Below are 18,923 nucleotides of genomic sequence, written 5' to 3' on the forward strand. Positions count from 1 at the left end.
TATTATACGACACATTTTACGGAAGATGAATTTAACAATGCAAAATCAGAATTAAAGCGGTTAGGATTTCCATTTACAGAAGAAGATAATGTCATATCGACTGAAGATCCTTCAGGAAATCAAATAAAAATTGTGTTAACTAAATAATATTATATTCATCTACTATTTATATAAGATATTACTTTTTTGCGCTTGTTGATGCTGTAAATTATTTTTACCGGGAAAATCCGGTCCATCACTCTAAGCATTGGGAATCCTCCCACACAACATTACTTTCAACTCGCTCCTAATACAAGGAGCGAGTTTTTTGATTTGTATCAGGAATAAAAACTTGCCCCACATAGCTTCCGGAAGTAGGTTCAAAAGCTATGGAGATATCATTTGGTAGATTTAACCCTTTCCAACGTAAATTTGCTTGTTCAGCTGTTAATTAAACAATTGGCAAGTGAAATTCTGTAGCACTCTTAATGACAATTCCATATACGGATCATCTTTTAGTGTGAAATTCAAAATGGAATGAACTTATCCTACGATGGGCTCTGTTATATCAACTGATTTTACTATTATGTGGACAGAATCCATAAAAGTGATGAACCTTGTCATATCATTTAAAAATTAGGGTATTATAAATATGATTTTTTGCAGAATAATGAAATAGCTGTTGTCGCTAAATGCTTCGAGCTGAGGCACTTAAATCATTATATAAAAACTTTGTGAGGGATGAAATGAGAGAACAATTAATGAGCATGTTAGAAGCCCGCAAAGATGAAATGGTTCAAATTCGCCGTTATTTACACGAAAATCCGGAAGTTTCTTTTAAAGAGGAGAAAACCGCTCAATATATTGCCGATTTTTATAAAGGAAAAGATGTTGACATCCTTAGGAATGCAGGAAACGGCTATGGGATTATCGTGACAATTAAAGGGGATAATCCGGGAAAAACGATTGCTCTTCGGGCAGATTTCGATGCACTTCCGATTTTGGAGGAAACAGATGTACCCTTTAAATCGAAAAATGAAGGGGTAATGCACGCTTGTGGCCATGATGCCCATACTGCCTACTTGCTTGTTTTGGCGGATTGTTTGATCCAATTAAAGGATTCACTCGCCGGAACAATTAAAATTATTCATCAGCATGCGGAGGAAGCACCTCCTGGGGGAGCGAAAAGCATTGTGGAAGCCGGTGTGCTGGACGATGTAGACAATATTTATGGTATTCACATATTCCCTACCCATCCAGCGGGCTTTGTTGGCTACAGAAGCGGATATGCGTTAGCAGGCAGGTCATTTTTCAAATTAATCATTCAAGGTAAAGGTGGCCATGGGTCATCTCCACATTTGGCAAATGATGCAATTGTTGCTGGAGCCCATTTTGTAACAGCGGTACAAACAGTAATCAGCCGCCGGATCAATCCTTTTGAGATGGGTGTCATTACGATAGGCTCATTCGATGGCAAAGGCACCTTCAATGTGATTAAAGATTGTGTCGAGCTTGAAGGGGACGTCCGCTATATGACGGTTGAAACGCAGCAGATTATCGAGAAAGAAGTACATCGAATAGTAAAAGGCATTGAGGCGGAATTTGGCGTACAATGTAAGCTTACGTATACGGCTGATTATCCGCCGCTGTACAATGATCCGGAAGTGACAGAAAAGGTGATCACCAGCATAAAAAACATAACCGACCCGGACATTAAAGAGGTTGGGGAATACCCGATGCTCTCCGGTTCTGAGGATTTTGCTTATTATCTTGAAAAAATCCCTGGTTGTTTCTTTTACATTGGCTGTAAACCAAAAGGCAAGGAGACCGCCTATTTTAATCACCATCCAAAATTTGATATTGATGAAGACTGCCTTCTTGTTGCGGCCAAATCAGTCGGGTATGTAGTTTGCGGGTATTATGGTTTTGAGTAATGGAAAAGCATGAATTATAAAAGAGTAAGCTAGACGAGATTTCTTGGTCTAGCTTTTTGAATTGATAATAAATTTTATGTCCAGAAACAAACTTTTTTTAAATAAAGTGTCCTTTCTTTAACCTAATCTATATATAAAAGATGAGTCGATTTTTGGGAAAGACTCAAGAAAGTGAGAGAAACTTTTGATTTGTCTAATATATTGGAGGGCAGACGTTACGTCAACGATACGGGGCCAAAAAGAAAAAGAAAAAGAAAAAGAAAAAGAAAAACAACTACTAAGTTATCGGTGTAGTCAGGTATTGATTATTTCGCATTTATCACCATCATCCTTCAGTACGGGAGAATCTCTTTGATGAAGTATTGTTCGATGAAATTCAGTATAATGAACAGGTAAATGATTCATGTATTATTTTTCAGTGGAGGGAAACCTTTTGAAGCAGCTATCTAAAAGGCATAAGAAACCTATCGTTATTTTAATTATTTTCCTTTTTGTTCTAGCTGGTCTACTTGATATTAAATACGAAGGATTGCTCTTTCAACTATTACCTAATTCGATTCAAACCTACTTAGCTGATATTTTGTAAAATCGCCCAGAATATACAAAAGGGATAGCCCATAGTGAGTTTTTTGTTTAGAACCCAATTATTGACAATTTATTATGTTCAACATAACATTATTCTAGAACTTTAAATTCCTTAAAGAAAGGATGTTTGTGATGAATATGAAAGCAAACCTCTCCCATAAAGACCAAGCAGTATCGTTCCTGCAACTTGTAGCTTCTGGGAATGTAGACGAAGCATATCAGAAATACATAGGTCCAGGCTTTCGCCACCATAATCCCTATTTCCGTGGCGATGCCAATTCCCTTATGCTCGCGATGAAAGAGAATGCCGCCCTGAACCCTAACAAGACACTTGAGGTCAAACATGCTATTGAAGAGGGAGAGATGGTTACGGTTCACTCTCATGTGAGACAAAATCCTGAGGATCTTGGAGGAGTTGTGGTCCATATCTTCCGGTTTCAGAATGATCAAATTGTGGAATTATGGGATGTAGGTCAGCCAATACCCGAGGATTCTCCTAACGAGAATGGCATGTTTTAATGTTCCTGCGGAAAATAATTTAATCTGAAAAACTATACCCAATTATACATAATGGGAATTTTCGTCAGCGAAGAGGGCACTAAGTAAAATCTTATTGAGGAGGTCCTTATGCAAAAAATCATTCCACATTTATGGTATGACAAAGAAGCAAGAGAAGCCGCTTTGTTTTATATTAGTTTATTTGAGGACTCTAAACTATTAAATGAAACAGTTATAGAAAACACTCCTTCTGGAGATTCAGAATTAGTCAGCTTTGAATTGGCTGGGCAAGAATTCATGGCCATCAGTGCAGGTCCTTACTTCAAATTTAATCCATCTGTTTCATTGATGGTCGCTTGCGAATCGATAGAAGAGGTTAATACCAAATGGGAAGCTTTAGTAGAAGGCGGTACCGAACTCATGCCATTAGGTGAGTATCCCTTCAGTAAGCGGTATGCCTGGGTGCAGGATCGCTTTGGCTTGTCATGGCAGTTGATGCTTAAAGACAATGGTAAAGCTGTTCAAAAGATTACACCAAACTTGCTCTTCTCAAGTGATTCATGTGGGAAAGCGGATGAGGCAATCCAGTATTACACAGACATATTTGAGGATTCAAAAATAGAAGTAATAAGTAAATATGAAGCAGGAGAATCCATGTCATCAAAGGCAAAGGTGAAATATGCTGCTTTCAGCTTATCCGGTTATCATTTTTCAGCGATGGATCATGGATATGATGTAGATTTCAATTTTAATGAAGCATTTTCACTCATGATCAACTGTAAAGATCAGCAGGAGATTGATTACTTCTGGAATAAGCTTTCTGCCGTACCCGAGGCAGAACAATGCGGATGGGTAAAGGATCAATTCGGCCTTTCATGGCAGATCGTTCCGGGCAATATGAATGAGGTCTTGTATAAAGGATCAAAAGACGAAAACCGCAGAGTGTTTCAGGCCCTCTTAAAGATGAAGAAAATTGATTTAAATGCTTTGGAAAATGCCCGTTTTGAAAAATGATAAAGTTTAAGTAGTGAAACCTGCATTAGCTTTGTTTAGAGCTAATGCAGGTTTCACCTATTCCATATAGCTACTAGATAAAAATCAATACGTTCCTTCCGAACTGAACTGCCCAATGCCCTTTAATTCATCGTCAAAATGTCGACTACAGATTCTGTCTTTCGTTCTTCAGACTACTTTACCTTAAACATCCAAATACATGTTTTTTTTTACATTTTATCAGATAATGAATCGATATTAATACTCTAGTTTAAAAATTATAAAAACCATTTGAAATATTAGAAATCTATATTAAAATGATTCTATCAAAGAGAGAGAAGGATTTTTAATGTGGATTGTAGCAGCAGTTCTGACGATGTTGTGCTTTGGAATCAATAATATGATTTTTAAGGTCACGTCAGGCAAAGGACTATCAAAGGTGCATTTGCAGTTTTTCTTTTATCTGATTGCGTTTTTAATCATGTTTGGCTATGGAACAGTCGTAGGGTTTGCTTCATTTAATGGATTAACGATTGTGCTAGGGGCGGTCATCGGCATATTGAATGCTAATGGGAATATTCAAATGTCAAAGGCGTTTGAAAAAGGACCTGCTAGTTTAACATCACCGCTTATTAGCACAAATACGATCATTCCTATCCTAAGCGCAGCGCTTATTTTTCAAGAGCACATTACACTCATTCAGTGGATTGGCATTATTGTTATTCTTGCTTCTGCAGCGGTCATCCAATATGTGCCAGGCAGTGGCATTAAGATGGATTATAAGCCGTGGATGTACCGCGTCTTACTATCGATTGGATCGTTTGGTGTACTCGGTGTGCTTATGAAGACGTCCTCGCATTTACATATTGATTCCATCAATACACTTGTTTGTATGTATGGCGGCGGTGCGACTTATTTACTGATAAATAGCTTTATGATGAAGGAAAAATGGCAGCGTACAGAGCTGAAATTTGGTGTCATTATTGGATGTATTAGTGTCGTAGGTTATAGCAGCTACTTTTTTGCTCTGAATATTGGAGTAGCCAGCATTGTATTCCCGATTGTTAGTTTAAATTGTTTAGTTGTCGTTCTCAGCAGCTGTTGGCTATATAAAGAAAGGCTTAAAATGTACCAGGTCATCGGGGTTATTTCCGCACTAGCCGGCATTGTACTAACAAAAATTTAACAGACATACAAAAAGTTAATCAGGGCTTAAGGCTCTGATTTTTTTTATGGATATAAATCTAATCCTTCATTTAAGTACATTGTTGGTATTTCTTCTATTTTTGTATATATTTAAATCCTTTGATGGCAGAAACCATAATCAAAAACTTAACGGTGAAATATACCATAAAATTAAATGAGTTTTTTATAACCTAGGGTGCCGGAATATGGATTTTTCTATTTACGGAAGCCTATAACGAACCTCTAATGAAATGCCCACTTGAGTGGGTATTTTTTTATATGATAATGTAAACCTAGAGGTTAATGATAAGAAGAGTGGGCAGGTATTGTAAAAATAGTAAGTAACACTCGCTTTTTAAATCTTTGAGATAGAATTATGATAATTTTGGTATGAAAGTGTGAGGTCATGCTTTTTGGAGCATGCTCATTATCGATCAAAAGTAGTTAGGAGTGATTGGATTGAACGATCCTTTGTTAGATTTTCAGATATCATTTCAACATATTGAGTTGTTAGTTCCAAGAATAAATAAAGGGGTTCAATTTATTCTGGTCATTAGTGGTGAATTAAAAATAGAGACATCCAGTCGCTTTTATCATATGGCAGAAAACGATTTGCTTGTTATTAATCGTAATCAGCTTTACCAGATTCAAGGAAATGAACAGAATAGGGTAATGATATTATCCATTTCAGACAGCTTCATGGACCGTCATTATGCTGATTATCGCAATCAGCGCTTTGAATGCTATTCAAGAGAAATTGATCTTGGAAGAGAAGAGATGATTCATGCCATTCGCAAGCTATTGGCAAATGTGATGATTAGTTATTATAGACAAGATGAATGCTATCGAATTGAAGTTAAAAGCTACATCTGTCAAATGCTGCTTATATTGATCCGCAGTTTTAAAGAAGAAGGAAGTGTCATCCAGAAAATAGATACAGAGGATCGGCGCCTATTTCAAATTATTGACTATATGGAGAGAAATTATGATCAGCTGATTACATTAGAGGAGGTTGCAAAGAAATACTTTCTTTCAACAAGCTATCTATCCCGATATTTTAAACAGAAAATGGGGATGGGGTTTAGTCGTTATTTAATGAATATCAGGCTTAAGCATAGTTTGAAGGATTTACTTTACACAACTGACTCCATATCACAAATCGCGATGAATAATGGCTTCCCAAACACAAAGTCTTTTTCAGCCTTTTTTAAAGAGGTGTATGGAATGACGCCACATCTATATCGTGATAGCCATACTGTCCAAAAGGAGGATTCAGTTCGAAGCTATAGCAAGGTAGATGCTTCAAATCTTATCCAATCATCAGAGATTATCGCAAAATTAAGCAGCATGAATTTAGATGATCAAAAATCTTATAACCATACAGAGACTAGGTATGAAAAGCTGCCAATCACCTTGTCCTCCCTAGAACCGATGGGCTTACATCATCCTAATCATATCCTGATTATTGGAGAAATTTTTGAGCTATTAAAAGAAGATGTTCGCTCTCAAATATTAGATGTCAAAAGGGATTTGCAGTTAAAGTATATCGGAGTTCGTAATCTCATTAGTAATACGGCCATTCCGCCTGAGGTAGAGACAGATGAAGAGATTCCGACAACATCACCATATTTTAATATTGATAGTGCTTTGGCATTCATGAAAAAGCATGATTTATCTTTGTTTATACGGGCAGATTATATAGATATTTCGAGAGATGAAGAACAATATTTTACAAAACTCATTCAATTTATCAGACATTGCTTACAGCTTTACGGAGAGTCGTTTGTTAAGCAATGGCATGTGATGTTTCACGAGCCATATTATACAGGAGTTGAAGCAAAAGATCTTCAGAGGATTTATTTAAAACTGCATGATGTATTAAAAACGATGCTCCCATCGATTCAGGTAGGCTTGTATATGCCTTTTTCTTTTCGTAAAGAAAAAACGAGCAATCATCATGAATGGCAGTTAGACAAGGGGGAGTTTATTGATTTTATCGGTTATAACGCAAATCAAAATGAGGTAATTGATTTTAAAGAAATGGCGGAAATGAATTTCGATTTAGCAAAAGATTTCATAAAAGAAAAAACAAATAAGCTGAAGCACTACTTAAAGAGGAACCATATAGAAAAACCACTTCATCTCGTTTCATGGAACACGTTATCAGGCAATACTCGGTATACGAATGGCACTTTTTTTCGCGGAGCATTGCACTTGAAAAATGTATTGGATATATCCAATGATGTGAAAACAGTTGCTCTCTGGATTAATACAATCGTACATGAGGACACAGGGAAAGATCAGCGTTATCGAATGGACGGTGTCGAATTATTCCATTATCTAAGGGGAAAACGTCCAGCTTATTTTGCATTGATGTTTCTAAAACGTCTACATGGTGAAATTGTTGCACAGGATAAGGATTACGTGATGACAAGAAATGAGCGGGGATATCAGTTGATCCTGATGAATTGTAATATTATCAATCCTTATTTATCCATTGAAGAGACATTTCTGCAAAAACTCAATAAAGAAATTCACGTAACGATTTCTGGAATTCCTAAAGGAGAATATCAAATACGCAAGCATGTGTTTGATAAAAATCATGGAGCGTTATATACAAAGTGGTGGAATTTGAACAGTAAGTATGGCATGGATACTGAAATTATTAATTATATTATCAATTCCACCAGGCCTTCTTTAGAAATCTTCGATGAAACGATTGAAGAGGATTGGTCATTTTATTCCTATTTAACAAGCAATGCCATTCACTTTTTTGATATTCGAAAAGCCTACTGACAAAAGTGTTGCAAATCATGTTATAAGGCTAGCCCCAAAACGTCTGGGTCTGCTGCCTTCTATCCTTTGAATGGTATAGAAGGCAGTGAAGCCATCCCCTTTACTTGTATAAATGACAAAAATCTACCCCACAATTTTCCCTTAGCAAAATGATAGGTTAATTATTTCGAGCTTTAGTCTGTGAATTACACAAAAATTGACTCTCTTAATACAGCTGAAATTTTTATAATTATTGTATAGAAACGCAACAAGTGCTCCTGTTACTCCTTATTTGTTGCAGTAATGTTTCTTATTAGACATATTAAAAAATTTAGTTAAGGTGTGGGAGGTTCAATCATGGAGACAAGTTATAAAGGTACGGATAAGTTGATCACAGGGATTGTGTTCGGGGTTATCACGTTCTGGCTTTTTGCACAGGCAATGGTCAATGTCGTCCCAGCTGTTCAATCAGATTTAGGGGTTTCATATGGAACGATCAATATAGCCATCAGTTTAACAGCCTTATTCTCAGGTATGTTTATTGTAGCTGCTGGTGGGATTGCAGATAAAATTGGACGTAAAAAAATTACGTATATTGGGTTAATTTTAAGTGTTATCGGTTCCTTATGTCTTGTATTAGCACAAGGATCTGTCTTACTAATTATTGGACGTATTATTCAGGGGATTTCCGCCGCTTGTATTATGCCGGCAACGATTGCTTTAATGAAAGCTTATTTTGATGGAAAAGACAGACAGCGAGCTCTTAGTTATTGGTCAATTGGATCTTGGGGCGGTTCAGGTGTCTGTTCGTTTGCAGGTGGCGCCATTGCTACGTATATGGGATGGAAGTGGATTTTTATCTTCTCCATTATTTTTGCCCTCCTTGCTATGTGGCTAATTAAAGATACACCTGAAAGCAAAGCAGAAGGAAATGTTTCTTTTAAATTTGATTATAGTGGTTTAGCTATCTTTATCGTTACGATGATTGCATTAAACGTCTTTATTACATTCGGTGCGGACTTAGGCTGGACAAGTCCAATCACTATTATTCTTGCCATCGTTACCATTATCGGAGCTATTGTCTTCTTTAATGTTGAAAAGAGGAAAGATATTGCACTTATTGATTTCTCTTTATTTAAAAATAAACCATACGCAGGTGCTACTTATTCAAACTTTTTATTAAATGCAATTGCCGGGACACTTGTTGTTGCAAATACGTATGTTCAAGTAGGCCGTGGATTTACTGCATTTCAATCAGGAATGCTATCAATTGGATATTTAATCGTTGTTCTTGCGATGATTCGTGTCGGAGAAAAAATCCTGCAAAAAGTAGGAGCAAAATTACCAATGGTCTGGGGTGCTATTATCACGACAGTTGGTGTAGCGATGATGGGTCTAACCTTCTTGCCTGGTTTTACTTATACAGTTGTAGTATTTATTGGGTTTGTTTTATTCGGGCTTGGACTTGGCATATATGCAACACCATCTACAGACACATCTGTTTCCAATGCGCCATCGAACAAAGTAGGTGAAGCTGCAGGGGTTTACAAAATGGCTAGCTCATTAGGCAGTGCGATCGGTGTTGCTATCTCTGCAACGGTTTATAGTTCAGTTGCAGCGGCTGGAAGTGTTGAGACCGCAGCATCGGTAGGGATTATCGTAAACGTAATATTCGGTATACTGTCGATTCTTTCAATTGTGATTATGGTACCAAAAAATGCTGGTAAAACAACAGATGCTCTATCGAAAAAAACATTTCAAACACCAAATAAGATAGCTAATTAACTTAATAGAGTATAGATAGAAGTCAGTTTCAGCTCATTTTTATAAATAGGAACAGAATGAAAGGTTATATCATTCTGTTCCGTTAAAGAAAACTCGCCGATTGGCGAGCCTTGGAAAGGCGAAGATAGAGGCGTAGTTGCACTTATCGCGCTCATAAATGCCACGTCCTGTGGCATTCGCCCGACTAGGACATCCTGTCCGTCGTACTTAATTCCTAAAATTGGCACCCGCGTCGAATCAACTTCTGCGCTGACAATTTATAATTTCTTAACGTGCAAAAAAGGAGACGAAAATAATGAAATGTGAATTGATGAGCATGTTAGAATCACGTAAAGATGAAATAATTTCCATCCGTCGCCATTTACATGAAAATCCAGAGATCTCATTTAAAGAGGAGAAAACAGCTCAATATATTGCGGATTTTTATAAGGGAAAAGATGTGGACATTCAAACGAATGTTGGGAATGGTTATGGCATTGTCGTCACCATTAAAGGTGGAAAGCCTGGAAAAACAATTGGTCTGCGCGCAGATTTTGATGCCCTTCCAATTGTAGAAGAAACAGATGTACCGTTTAAATCAAAGAATGAAGGGTTAATGCATGCATGTGGGCATGATGGACATACTGCTTACTTGTTAGTTTTAGCTGATTGCTTAATTCGATTAAAAGACTCCATTCCAGGGACAATAAAAATCATTCACCAACATGCAGAAGAGGTTCCGCCAGGTGGGGCGAAAAGTATCGTAGAGTCTGGTTTGATTGATGACTTAGATGCTATTTATGGCATTCATTTATTACCGATGGGACCTGCGGGCACAGTAGGATATCATGCTGGATATTCCTTTAATGGACGGGCATACATGAAATTAAAAGTCCAAGGAAGAGGTGGCCATGGTTCCTCTCCTCATCTAGCTAACGATGCAATCGTTGCTGCTGCTCATTTTGTTACAGCTGCGCAAACCATTGTCAGCCGCAGATTAAGCCCATTCGATATCGGTGTGATTACTATTGGATCTTTTGATGGAAAAGGGACATTCAACGTGATCAAGGATAGCGTAGAACTTGAGGGCGATATTCGCTATATGACTGTAGAAACAAAAGAAACGATTGAGAGAGAAGTAAAACGGATTGTAAGAGGAATTGAAGAAGAGTTTGGCGTAACATGTGAGCTTACTTATACTCCTGATTATCCGCCTTTATACAATGACCCTGAGCTTACAGCTAAGGTGGCAGAAAGTTTACGAAGCATGGATGATAAGGACATTAAAGAAGTGAAGGAATTTCCGGCAATGTCTCCATCTGAGGACTTTGCGTATTATGCTGAAAAATTCCCAGCCTGCTTTTTCTACATTGCATGTACACCAAAAGGGGTAGAAAATCCTTACTTCAATCATCATCCGAAATTTGATATCGATGAAGATGCACTCCTCGTAGCTGCGAAAGCTGTTGGACAAGTTGTTTGCAGTTATTATGAATTAGACTAAATGAAAAAAATAAGCTAGACAAGATAGTTCATTGATAACGTATCTAGTCTAGCTTACTTTTTTGTCTGGACTGCTTACCATTAATTATGTAGCATCAATTTTGGAGTACACTCGCCATTTATCGCAGACGAGTAAATCAGATTTTTTTAGTCCCCGATAAATAAATACTGCCAAGAATGACTTTTTCTCACCGTACCTCTACATTTTTTAGTGAATAGGCAGTTTCTCAGGATTCATTGTTATATACATTTCGTTTATTTTTTCATTACTAATATAAAAACTTAGGATACTATGAATCTTACCATTCATGTATATCACGATTGCTGGTTGATAATTGATATTTTTCATTTCAAAATTAAAGTCTTCAGAGGCTTTTTTCATGATTCCGTATAATAAGGCTAAAACGTTGGATACGGATACGATTGGACGTACAGCAGCCGTAGCTTTTCCACCGCCATCAGAGAATAGTGTAACATTTTCTGATATAAGTTCTAATAAGACAGCCGTATTTTGCATTTGAAACGCTTCTACAAAGCGATTAATGATTGATTTATTTTCCTCATAGTTTAAACTTTCACCTTCCACACGTGAGATCTTTTGCTTGGCCCTGCTAAAAATTTTTCTGCAGTTTTCTTCTTTTTTTCCAATAATATGTGCAATCTCTGAGTATGGGAAATCCAGTACCTCTCTTAAAAGGAGAACTGCCCGTTCATCTGATGCTAAATGCTCCATCATGCGTAAATAGGCAATACTCAATCCTTCTTTTTGTATAATCATTTCAGATGGATCATAGGCATGTAATTTCTCTTGTAATAGCGGCTCAGGGTTCCATGGTCCCACATAATGTTCTCGCTTGTATCGTGCAGACTTTAATGAATCAAGACAGAGGTTTGTCATCATTTTACAGAGATAGGCTTTCTTATTCTTTATGTCTTCCTCACTTATTTGGTAAGCTTTTAGAAATGTTTCGTGAACCATGTCTTCTGCTTCCGCAACTGATCCTAACATCCGATAACCTAATGAAAACAACAATGGTTTATATAGCTGGTAATCTTCTTTCGAAATTTGCACGATTTCTCCCCTTTTCGTTTAAAATGATTCCTTCAGTTGCTTATTTTTCACTGCTCACTGCCCATCTGCCAAAATTGAGTTGGGCGATGTCCAGTCTCCAGCTATATATAATCCTGGAATTCTTATTTCAGAACGCAGCTGCCCTTTGCACACCAATTGCCCTAGGTACCCTTTTCCTTTTATGCTCTAAATAACCGAAAGGCATCCAAATATGCACTTGGATGCCTTTTCTATACAATCTGAGACGTAGATGTTCACCGAAAGTATTATTTTTCAGTTGCCGTATTCCCCATTGCAATGGAAATCCTATTCCAACTGTTGATTTGGTTAATTATTAAAATAAGGTCAACATACTGTCTCTCGTTATAATGTTCACGTACTCGTTGATAAAGCTCATCTGGCACACGTTTTGTCGGGATTAACGTCACGTATTCTGTTAACTCAAGGGCTATTTTTTCTGCATTTGTGTAAAATGTGCACTCTCTCCAAGCACTAATACAATATAAACGTTGTTCCGTTTCTCCCATTTTTCTAGCATCAGCTGTATGCATGTTAATACAATATGCACAACCATTTATTTGCGAGGCACGAATTTTTATTAGTTCACGCAGTTTACGGTCTATACCTGTAGTTTTCGTATACTTCTCCATTTCCATCATTATTTTAAGTGCTTCTGGTGCTACGTTGTAATAATCAATTCGTTGCTCCAATATAATTACCTCCTTTTATTTCTTTCCCTTTAAGAAAGTATTAATTTAGGTGCTAATCTTGAAGCAGCTTCTTCAGCTTCTTTATATGCTTTTTGTAATACTTCAATTGGGTCTAGTAAAGCAGTTCCTTGTGCGCGAATGATTTGATAATCTTCAATGCCAAGAAAATTGAACATTGACTTCAGGTATTTATTAGAGTAATCAACTTCTGTATACCAATCATTGTTAGTATATATTGATCCACTTGCTTGTATGACAAGCATTCTTCGTCCGTCTTTAAGAAGCCCCACTGACCCATTTTCAGTATATTTAAAGGTTTCACGTGCAATCATGATATTGTCCATATAATCTTTTAACTTTGATGGAATATTAAAATTATGCAAAGGTAATACGATGATATACGTATTTGCACTTTTAAATTGTTGTAAGATTCCGGACATACGCTCCGTTACTTTTTGTTCTTGGCTAGTTAGTTCCTGTTCTTTTCGTTGTTTTTCCCATGCACTTAAAACCGTTTTATCTATCATAGGCACTACATCACTGTACAAGTTAATCTGTTCAATTACTTCGCTATCAGGAATTAATTCTTTATAAGCCTCCAAAAAGTGGTTAAAAACCTGCAAGCTAACTGAAGAAGTATCATCTATATTTGGATGTGCATTAATGATCAGTGTTTTGTTCATTTGTATTTCTCCTTTAAAATGAATTTTAGGCGCCAATTAAAGACTAACTTAATCGTCGATTAACATTATCTATAATATGTGCTATAATTATTTTTGTCAAATGAATAAAATTTACCAAAAGAGATTTCTATTTGACTAGACCTCTAAATACTCCTAAGATACAAATTGATAGTCCTTAATCAAAAGTAGGTGAGTTTATATGCAATACAGTGTCGGAGTTGAATATGCTTTACATTGTCTTGTTTATTTAATTGATGTTCCTTCTAAGGAAAGTGTTGGGATCAAGGATTTGGCAGAATTCCAAGGACTTTCTGAGACATTTCTTTCAAAAGTTTTCGGTAAATTGTCTAAGGCTGGTATTGTAAGTTCTGTCCCCGGTGTAAAGGGAGGATATAGGTTATCTAAGTCCCCAGAAGACATTTCCTTTTGGGATGTAGTTGAAGCAGTTGAAGGTCCAAAGCCTATTTTTCAATGTAAAAATATTAAAGATAATGGTTATTTGTATAGAGAAAGCTGCTGTTCAGCTCCCTCCTTTTGCACCATCAATTTAGTTATGCTCTCTGCGGAAGAAAAAATGCGTGATGACTTGCGTAGTAAAACACTATCATGGTTAAATGAAGAGCTTGATCGTGTATTACCCAAACAAATACGTGAAGATACTCGAAAATATTTTTCGAAAAACGACTAATAAAACGAACCTCTTGTGAAATTCCTTAATTAAAATATTCTAAAGAGCTTATTCATAAAAGCAACATCCTTATCTTTTAATTTCTAGCAATTTTGAAAATGCTATTGTATTAATATACATTCCTAGTTATTATTATAATAATTGATTGAAAGTATAGGAGAGAGTGCTATGAGTAGAAAAAATATTATTATTATTGGTGCAGCAGGAAGGGATTTTCATAATTTTAATACGTATTATCGTAATAATGAAATGTATAATGTTGTTGCTTTTACAGCAACGCAAATTCCAGATATCGATGGACGAAAATATCCAAGTGAATTAGCGGGCGAATTGTACCCTGAAGGTATTCCTATTTATTCACAAGATCAATTACCAGAATTGATTAAAGACTTGCAAGTGGATGAATGTGTGTTTGCGTATAGTGATGTTAATTACGAAGACGTGATGGGCGTGGGTGCGATTGTGAATGCAGCAGGTGCTAACTTCACATTACTAGGGCCAAAAAGCACGATGTTAAAAAGTAATAAGCCAGTTATTTCCGTTTGCGCTGTGCGAACTGGAACTGGAAAAAGCCAAACATCGCGTAAAATTATCGAAACACTGCTGGAGCATGATTTAAAAGTCATTGCAGTGAGACATCCGATGCCTTACGGCGATTTGAATGCACAGCGTGTTCAGCGCTTTGCGACAGTAGAGGACTTAAAAGAGCATAATTGCACAATCGAAGAAATGGAAGAATATGAACCACATGTGGCGCGTGGAAATATTGTGTATGCTGGCGTTGATTATGCAGATATTTTGGCAGCAGCTGAAAATGATCCAGATGGCTGTGACGTTATTTTATGGGACGGAGGAAATAACGATTTCTCTTTCTTCGAGCCTGATTTAGCTGTTACTGTCCTAGACCCGCATCGTCCAGGTCATGAGCTGAAATACTATCCTGGTGAAGTATGCTTAAGAACAACAGATGTGGCTATCATTAACAAAGTGGATAGTGCGCCAGAAGAAGCTGTTCAAATCGTAGAAAATAATATCAAATTCGCAAATCCAAATAGCACGATTATTAAAGCAGAATCAACGATTACAGTGGATCAACCGGAGAGTATTGTTGGAAAACGTGTATTAGTCGTAGAAGATGGCCCGACATTGACACATGGAGAAATGAAACTTGGCGCAGGTACAGTTGCAGCTGAACGTTTAGGTGCGAAGGAAATAATTGATCCACGTCCATTTGCAGTTGGTACATTAAGCGAAACGTTTAACAAATACAAACATATTGGCAACGTCCTTCCGGCGATGGGATACGGCGAACAGCAATTGAAAGATCTGGAAGAAACAATTAATAGTGCTGACTGTGATGCAGTAATCATTGGCACACCAATCGATTTATCACGCGTCATTTCGATTAATAAGCCATGTACACGTGTACATTATGATTTAGCTGAAATTGGCAGCCCGAATTTAAGCGATATTTTAAAAGATTTTATCCAAAAGCATAAGCTTGTGTGATGAACTTAAACAATTAGAAAAAGACTAGCGACACATTATTAGTGTCGCTAGTCTTTTTCCTTTCTTCCTACATTTTAACTTCCTTCATAAAAGCTTCCATGTGTTTTTCCATTTTACCATTTAACCGCAAGTGGCTTAAGATTATCAATGGCTAAGCAAGTTCCTGCTTATTTTCCTTGTCAATCGTAGTAGAATACGATTTAAGCAACTTTTCAAAAATAGTATCCCATTTTTGTTCGAAAGCATATTTTCTTCCTTCAATCCCCATCTGACTCCGTAATGAATGATCGTACAATAACTCTATGACCGCTTTTGTAAATTGAGGCACATTTCCAGGTGGACATAGGCGGCCAGTTACCCCTTCCTGAATAATACATTTGACACCACCTGAATTTGCACCGATAACAGGTGTGCCACTTGCAAATGATTCAAGAACAACATTGCCAAATGTTTCAGTTGGAGATGGAAAAACAAATAAATCTGCAGCCGAATATATTTCAGCTAATTCTTTCCCTTGGAGAAATCCTGTGAAATCCATATTTTCTAGTGCCGCGTTTTGAAGCTGAGCCCTACTTGGACCGTCTCCTACAATTAGCCAATGTAAATTTTCATTTATGTGCGGAGGCAAGGCTTTTGCTATTTCTAGAAGTGTGTTGACATCCTTCTCAGGTGCTAGTCTTCCTACATAAATGAGAAGATACTTTTTGCGTATTTGATATTTTTTGCGAACAACTAGCTTATCATAGTAAGGATGAAATAGTTGGCAATCTACCCCTCTTGACCACACTTCCATATTTGTAAATCCCCTTCTCCTCAACTTTCCAATCGATTCAGACGATGGAACATAGATTTTCTGTAACGGACGATGAAACCAATTCATATATTTCCAAAGATATTTTGATAGATTTGGTAAATCATAGTATTGTAAATAATAATCGAAATCCGTATGATAAGAGCCCACTAGTGGAATATTTAACTTTTTTGCATAATATGCCCCGCAAACCCCCAAATTAAACGGAGTGGCAACATGAATGATATCCGGTGCAAAATGAATGAGCTCTTCTCTCATTTGAAATGGGTTAGGAAAAGCGAAACGGCATTCAGGATATAAGAAAAAGGGCAGACTTTTAAAGCGGTGAATATAGGGTGTCAAATATTCACTAGATAAAGTGCTCGGTGCAAAAACCTTGAATGAAATATTTTCTCTAGTTAAATAATCAGTAAACTGCTTTAATGTTCGTGCAACCCCATTAATTTCCGGATAAAAGGTATCTGTGAAAAATGCAATTTTCATTTGCCCCTCCTTCAAAATGTCCATATAAAATAAAAGCTAATAAAGCCACAAATAATTCCGAGCATTCCACCTGCTAGTACATCAAATGGATAATGTAGCCCAAGATAAATTCTTGATAGTCCGACAAATAAAGCAAGAGGAAGCAGGATGACAACTAAACTTATTGAAGTGACAATTAATTTTATGAAATAGGCGACATTCAAACTCATATAGGTCATATATCCGCTTCGTCTTCAGATGTCCCCTCTCATCCTTTTGCTATCATTGGACATTAATGTGTTATAGCAGTATTTAATAAAATGTTCTTTTTTACGCTTGGTCTACCGATGGATACGTAGGTAATGTCGTGGTTTTGAGTTTTTTCAAGAGAATAGCAATTTCGTCCGTCAACAATGACTGCATCCTTCATATAAATTTCGAACAATTCTAAAGGAAACTGCTTAATTTCATCCCATTCCGTTGCGATAATGGCTACTTCAGCATTAAACAAAGCACTTATCAAATCTGATGTATACTCAATCGCATCCCCAACTAGCTTTTCTGCATTTTGAATGGCAATTGGATCATAGCCAACCACATTTGCACCTTCATTAAGCAAGTCATTGATAATGGTTAAGGAGGCTGCTTCGCGAATATCATCTGTTCCTGGTTTAAATGCAAGACCTAAAAGTGCGACTTTTTTTCCAGCTAATGAGCCGACCAATTCTTTTGCTTTTATAACTGGGAGTGAACGTTGGCGATTATTTACATTAATAACAGCCTCAAGCAATTCAAATGAATGTTCAACATCCCCCGCTATTTGTACAAGTGCATTTGCGTCTTTAGGAAAACAAGAGCCCCCATACCCAATACCTGCTTGAAGAAATGAATGACCAATACGCTTATCTTCCCCCATTCCGTAAGCTACTGTTTCCACATTTGCCCCAACCTTTTCACAAATGGCAGCGATTTCATTGATAAAACTAATTTTTGTCGCTAAAAAAGCATTTGATGCATATTTAATCATTTCTGCACTTCTGATATCTGTTTTGATAATCGGAATTTGAAGCGGAGCATATACTTGTTCAATAAGTAAAGCTGCTTCATTCATATACGCACCAATGACTATCCTGTCACTGTGAAAAAAATCATGGATGGCTGTGCCTTCACGAAGAAATTCAGGTGTTGAAGTAACTTCGATTTGAATTTTTGGAGGTTTCTTTCGCTGAATTAACATGTTCATTCGATCATTTGTACCAATTGGAACCGTGCTTTTCGTACAAATAATGACGTTGTTTTTTGCATTGAGGGCTATTTCTAGAGCAACGTTAAAGATAGAGTCTAAGTTTGCTGTTCCATCCTCGTTCTCCGGCGTTCCGACAGCAATAAATATGATATCTGCGAAAGAGTAAGCTTTTTTAGGATTGGTTGTAAAAGTCAAACGGCCGTTAGAAAGATTTTTGTGTAAAAGCGGTTCAAGTTCTGGCTCGTAGAACGGGGAGCACCCTGTTTGCAGCATTTTTATTCTATTCTCTTGATTATCGATGCATGTAACTTCGAAACCCATTTCTGCTAAACAAACACCTGTCACTAACCCAACATACCCTATTCCAGCGACCGAAATTTTCACACAATCCCTCCTGTAATAAATAGATTTATGATCATTTTATTAGAAGAATATAAATTCTACCTTGAGGCAGTGTTAATTAATTGTAAAAAGATTCTAACAATTACTTTCAACTAATTAACAGTTCAAACTCGTTCATTCATAC

General features: G+C 36.9%; 17 protein-coding genes and 1 pseudogene. 11 read left to right on the plus strand and 7 right to left on the minus strand.

Annotated features, from left to right (window positions below):
* From V7164_RS25695 to V7164_RS11500, 8 genes and pseudogenes are all read left to right on the plus strand, one after another.
* A pseudogene (locus V7164_RS25695) lies at nt 1-147 on the plus strand (hypothetical protein); the annotation flags it as partial.
* A 578-nt stretch (nt 148-725) separates the two neighbouring features.
* Nucleotides 726-1,913, plus strand: a complete 1,188-nt coding sequence (locus V7164_RS11470; protein WP_335344744.1) for a M20 family metallopeptidase — start codon at nt 726-728, stop codon at nt 1,911-1,913.
* Nucleotides 1,914-2,346: 433 nt separating this feature from the next.
* The gene (locus V7164_RS11475; protein WP_335354125.1) at nt 2,347-2,499 is read left to right on the plus strand and encodes a hypothetical protein; all 153 of its coding nucleotides are present in this window, start codon (nt 2,347-2,349) and stop codon (nt 2,497-2,499) included.
* 131 nt (nt 2,500-2,630) lie between these two features.
* Nucleotides 2,631-3,017 carry a nuclear transport factor 2 family protein gene (locus V7164_RS11480; protein ID WP_438823962.1) on the plus strand — a complete coding sequence of 129 codons (387 nt, stop codon included), beginning with the start codon at nt 2,631-2,633 and terminating at the stop codon, nt 3,015-3,017.
* A 108-nt stretch (nt 3,018-3,125) separates the two neighbouring features.
* A complete protein-coding gene (locus V7164_RS11485; RefSeq protein ID WP_335344746.1) occupies nt 3,126-4,010 on the plus strand; it encodes a VOC family protein in 885 nt (294 codons plus the stop codon).
* Between the two features lie 328 nt (nt 4,011-4,338).
* Complete coding sequence (locus V7164_RS11490) at nt 4,339-5,175, plus strand: EamA family transporter (protein WP_335344747.1); 837 nt, start codon at nt 4,339-4,341, stop codon at nt 5,173-5,175.
* Between the two features lie 458 nt (nt 5,176-5,633).
* Nucleotides 5,634-7,970 (plus strand): helix-turn-helix domain-containing protein, encoded by a 2,337-nt coding sequence (locus V7164_RS11495; RefSeq protein WP_335354126.1) that lies wholly within the window; start codon nt 5,634-5,636, stop codon nt 7,968-7,970.
* A gap of 336 nt (nt 7,971-8,306) precedes the next feature.
* On the plus strand, nt 8,307-9,734 hold the full coding sequence (locus V7164_RS11500; RefSeq protein ID WP_335354127.1) for an MFS transporter: 1,428 nt from the start codon (nt 8,307-8,309) through the stop codon (nt 9,732-9,734).
* On the opposite strand, the gene V7164_RS11505 is transcribed toward V7164_RS11500, so the two are convergent.
* Nucleotides 9,731-9,889, minus strand: a complete 159-nt coding sequence (locus V7164_RS11505) for a hypothetical protein (RefSeq protein WP_335354128.1) — start codon at nt 9,887-9,889, stop codon at nt 9,731-9,733. The two genes, V7164_RS11500 and V7164_RS11505, sit on opposite strands and share 4 nt — an antisense overlap.
* Before the next feature lie 140 nt (nt 9,890-10,029).
* On the opposite strand from V7164_RS11505, the gene V7164_RS11510 reads away from it, so the two are divergent.
* Entirely contained in the window at nt 10,030-11,217 is a 1,188-nt protein-coding gene (locus tag V7164_RS11510; protein WP_335354129.1) for an amidohydrolase, read from the plus strand.
* 207 nt (nt 11,218-11,424) lie between these two features.
* Here V7164_RS11510 and V7164_RS11515 read toward each other — a convergent pair whose 3' ends face one another.
* From V7164_RS11515 to V7164_RS11525, 3 genes are all read right to left on the minus strand, one after another.
* Entirely contained in the window at nt 11,425-12,288 is an 864-nt protein-coding gene (locus V7164_RS11515) for an RNA polymerase sigma-70 factor (protein ID WP_335354130.1), read from the minus strand.
* Nucleotides 12,289-12,554: 266 nt separating this feature from the next.
* The gene (locus V7164_RS11520) at nt 12,555-12,998 is read right to left on the minus strand and encodes a carboxymuconolactone decarboxylase family protein (RefSeq protein WP_335354131.1); all 444 of its coding nucleotides are present in this window, start codon (nt 12,996-12,998) and stop codon (nt 12,555-12,557) included.
* 29 nt (nt 12,999-13,027) lie between these two features.
* Nucleotides 13,028-13,681 (minus strand): FMN-dependent NADH-azoreductase, encoded by a 654-nt coding sequence (locus V7164_RS11525; protein ID WP_335354132.1) that lies wholly within the window; start codon nt 13,679-13,681, stop codon nt 13,028-13,030.
* Nucleotides 13,682-13,880: 199 nt separating this feature from the next.
* On the opposite strand from V7164_RS11525, the gene V7164_RS11530 reads away from it, so the two are divergent.
* Together V7164_RS11530 and V7164_RS11535 are read left to right on the plus strand one after the other, a co-directional pair.
* A complete protein-coding gene (locus tag V7164_RS11530) occupies nt 13,881-14,369 on the plus strand; it encodes an RrF2 family transcriptional regulator (protein WP_335354133.1) in 489 nt (162 codons plus the stop codon).
* A gap of 168 nt (nt 14,370-14,537) precedes the next feature.
* Complete coding sequence (locus tag V7164_RS11535; protein ID WP_335348384.1) at nt 14,538-15,878, plus strand: cyclic 2,3-diphosphoglycerate synthase; 1,341 nt, start codon at nt 14,538-14,540, stop codon at nt 15,876-15,878.
* A gap of 151 nt (nt 15,879-16,029) precedes the next feature.
* On the opposite strand, the gene V7164_RS11540 is transcribed toward V7164_RS11535, so the two are convergent.
* From V7164_RS11540 to V7164_RS11550, 3 genes are all read right to left on the minus strand, one after another.
* Nucleotides 16,030-17,172, minus strand: a complete 1,143-nt coding sequence (locus V7164_RS11540) for a glycosyltransferase family 4 protein (protein ID WP_335354134.1) — start codon at nt 17,170-17,172, stop codon at nt 16,030-16,032.
* An 11-nt stretch (nt 17,173-17,183) separates the two neighbouring features.
* Entirely contained in the window at nt 17,184-17,381 is a 198-nt protein-coding gene (locus V7164_RS11545) for a phosphatase PAP2 family protein (protein ID WP_438824714.1), read from the minus strand.
* 62 nt (nt 17,382-17,443) lie between these two features.
* Complete coding sequence (locus V7164_RS11550) at nt 17,444-18,781, minus strand: UDP-glucose dehydrogenase family protein (RefSeq protein ID WP_335354136.1); 1,338 nt, start codon at nt 18,779-18,781, stop codon at nt 17,444-17,446.
* Nucleotides 18,782-18,923 lie beyond the last annotated feature (142 nt).

It is taken from the genome of Bacillus sp. JJ1474 (assembly GCF_036965225.1).
Classification (GTDB): domain Bacteria; phylum Bacillota; class Bacilli; order Bacillales; family Cytobacillaceae; genus Cytobacillus.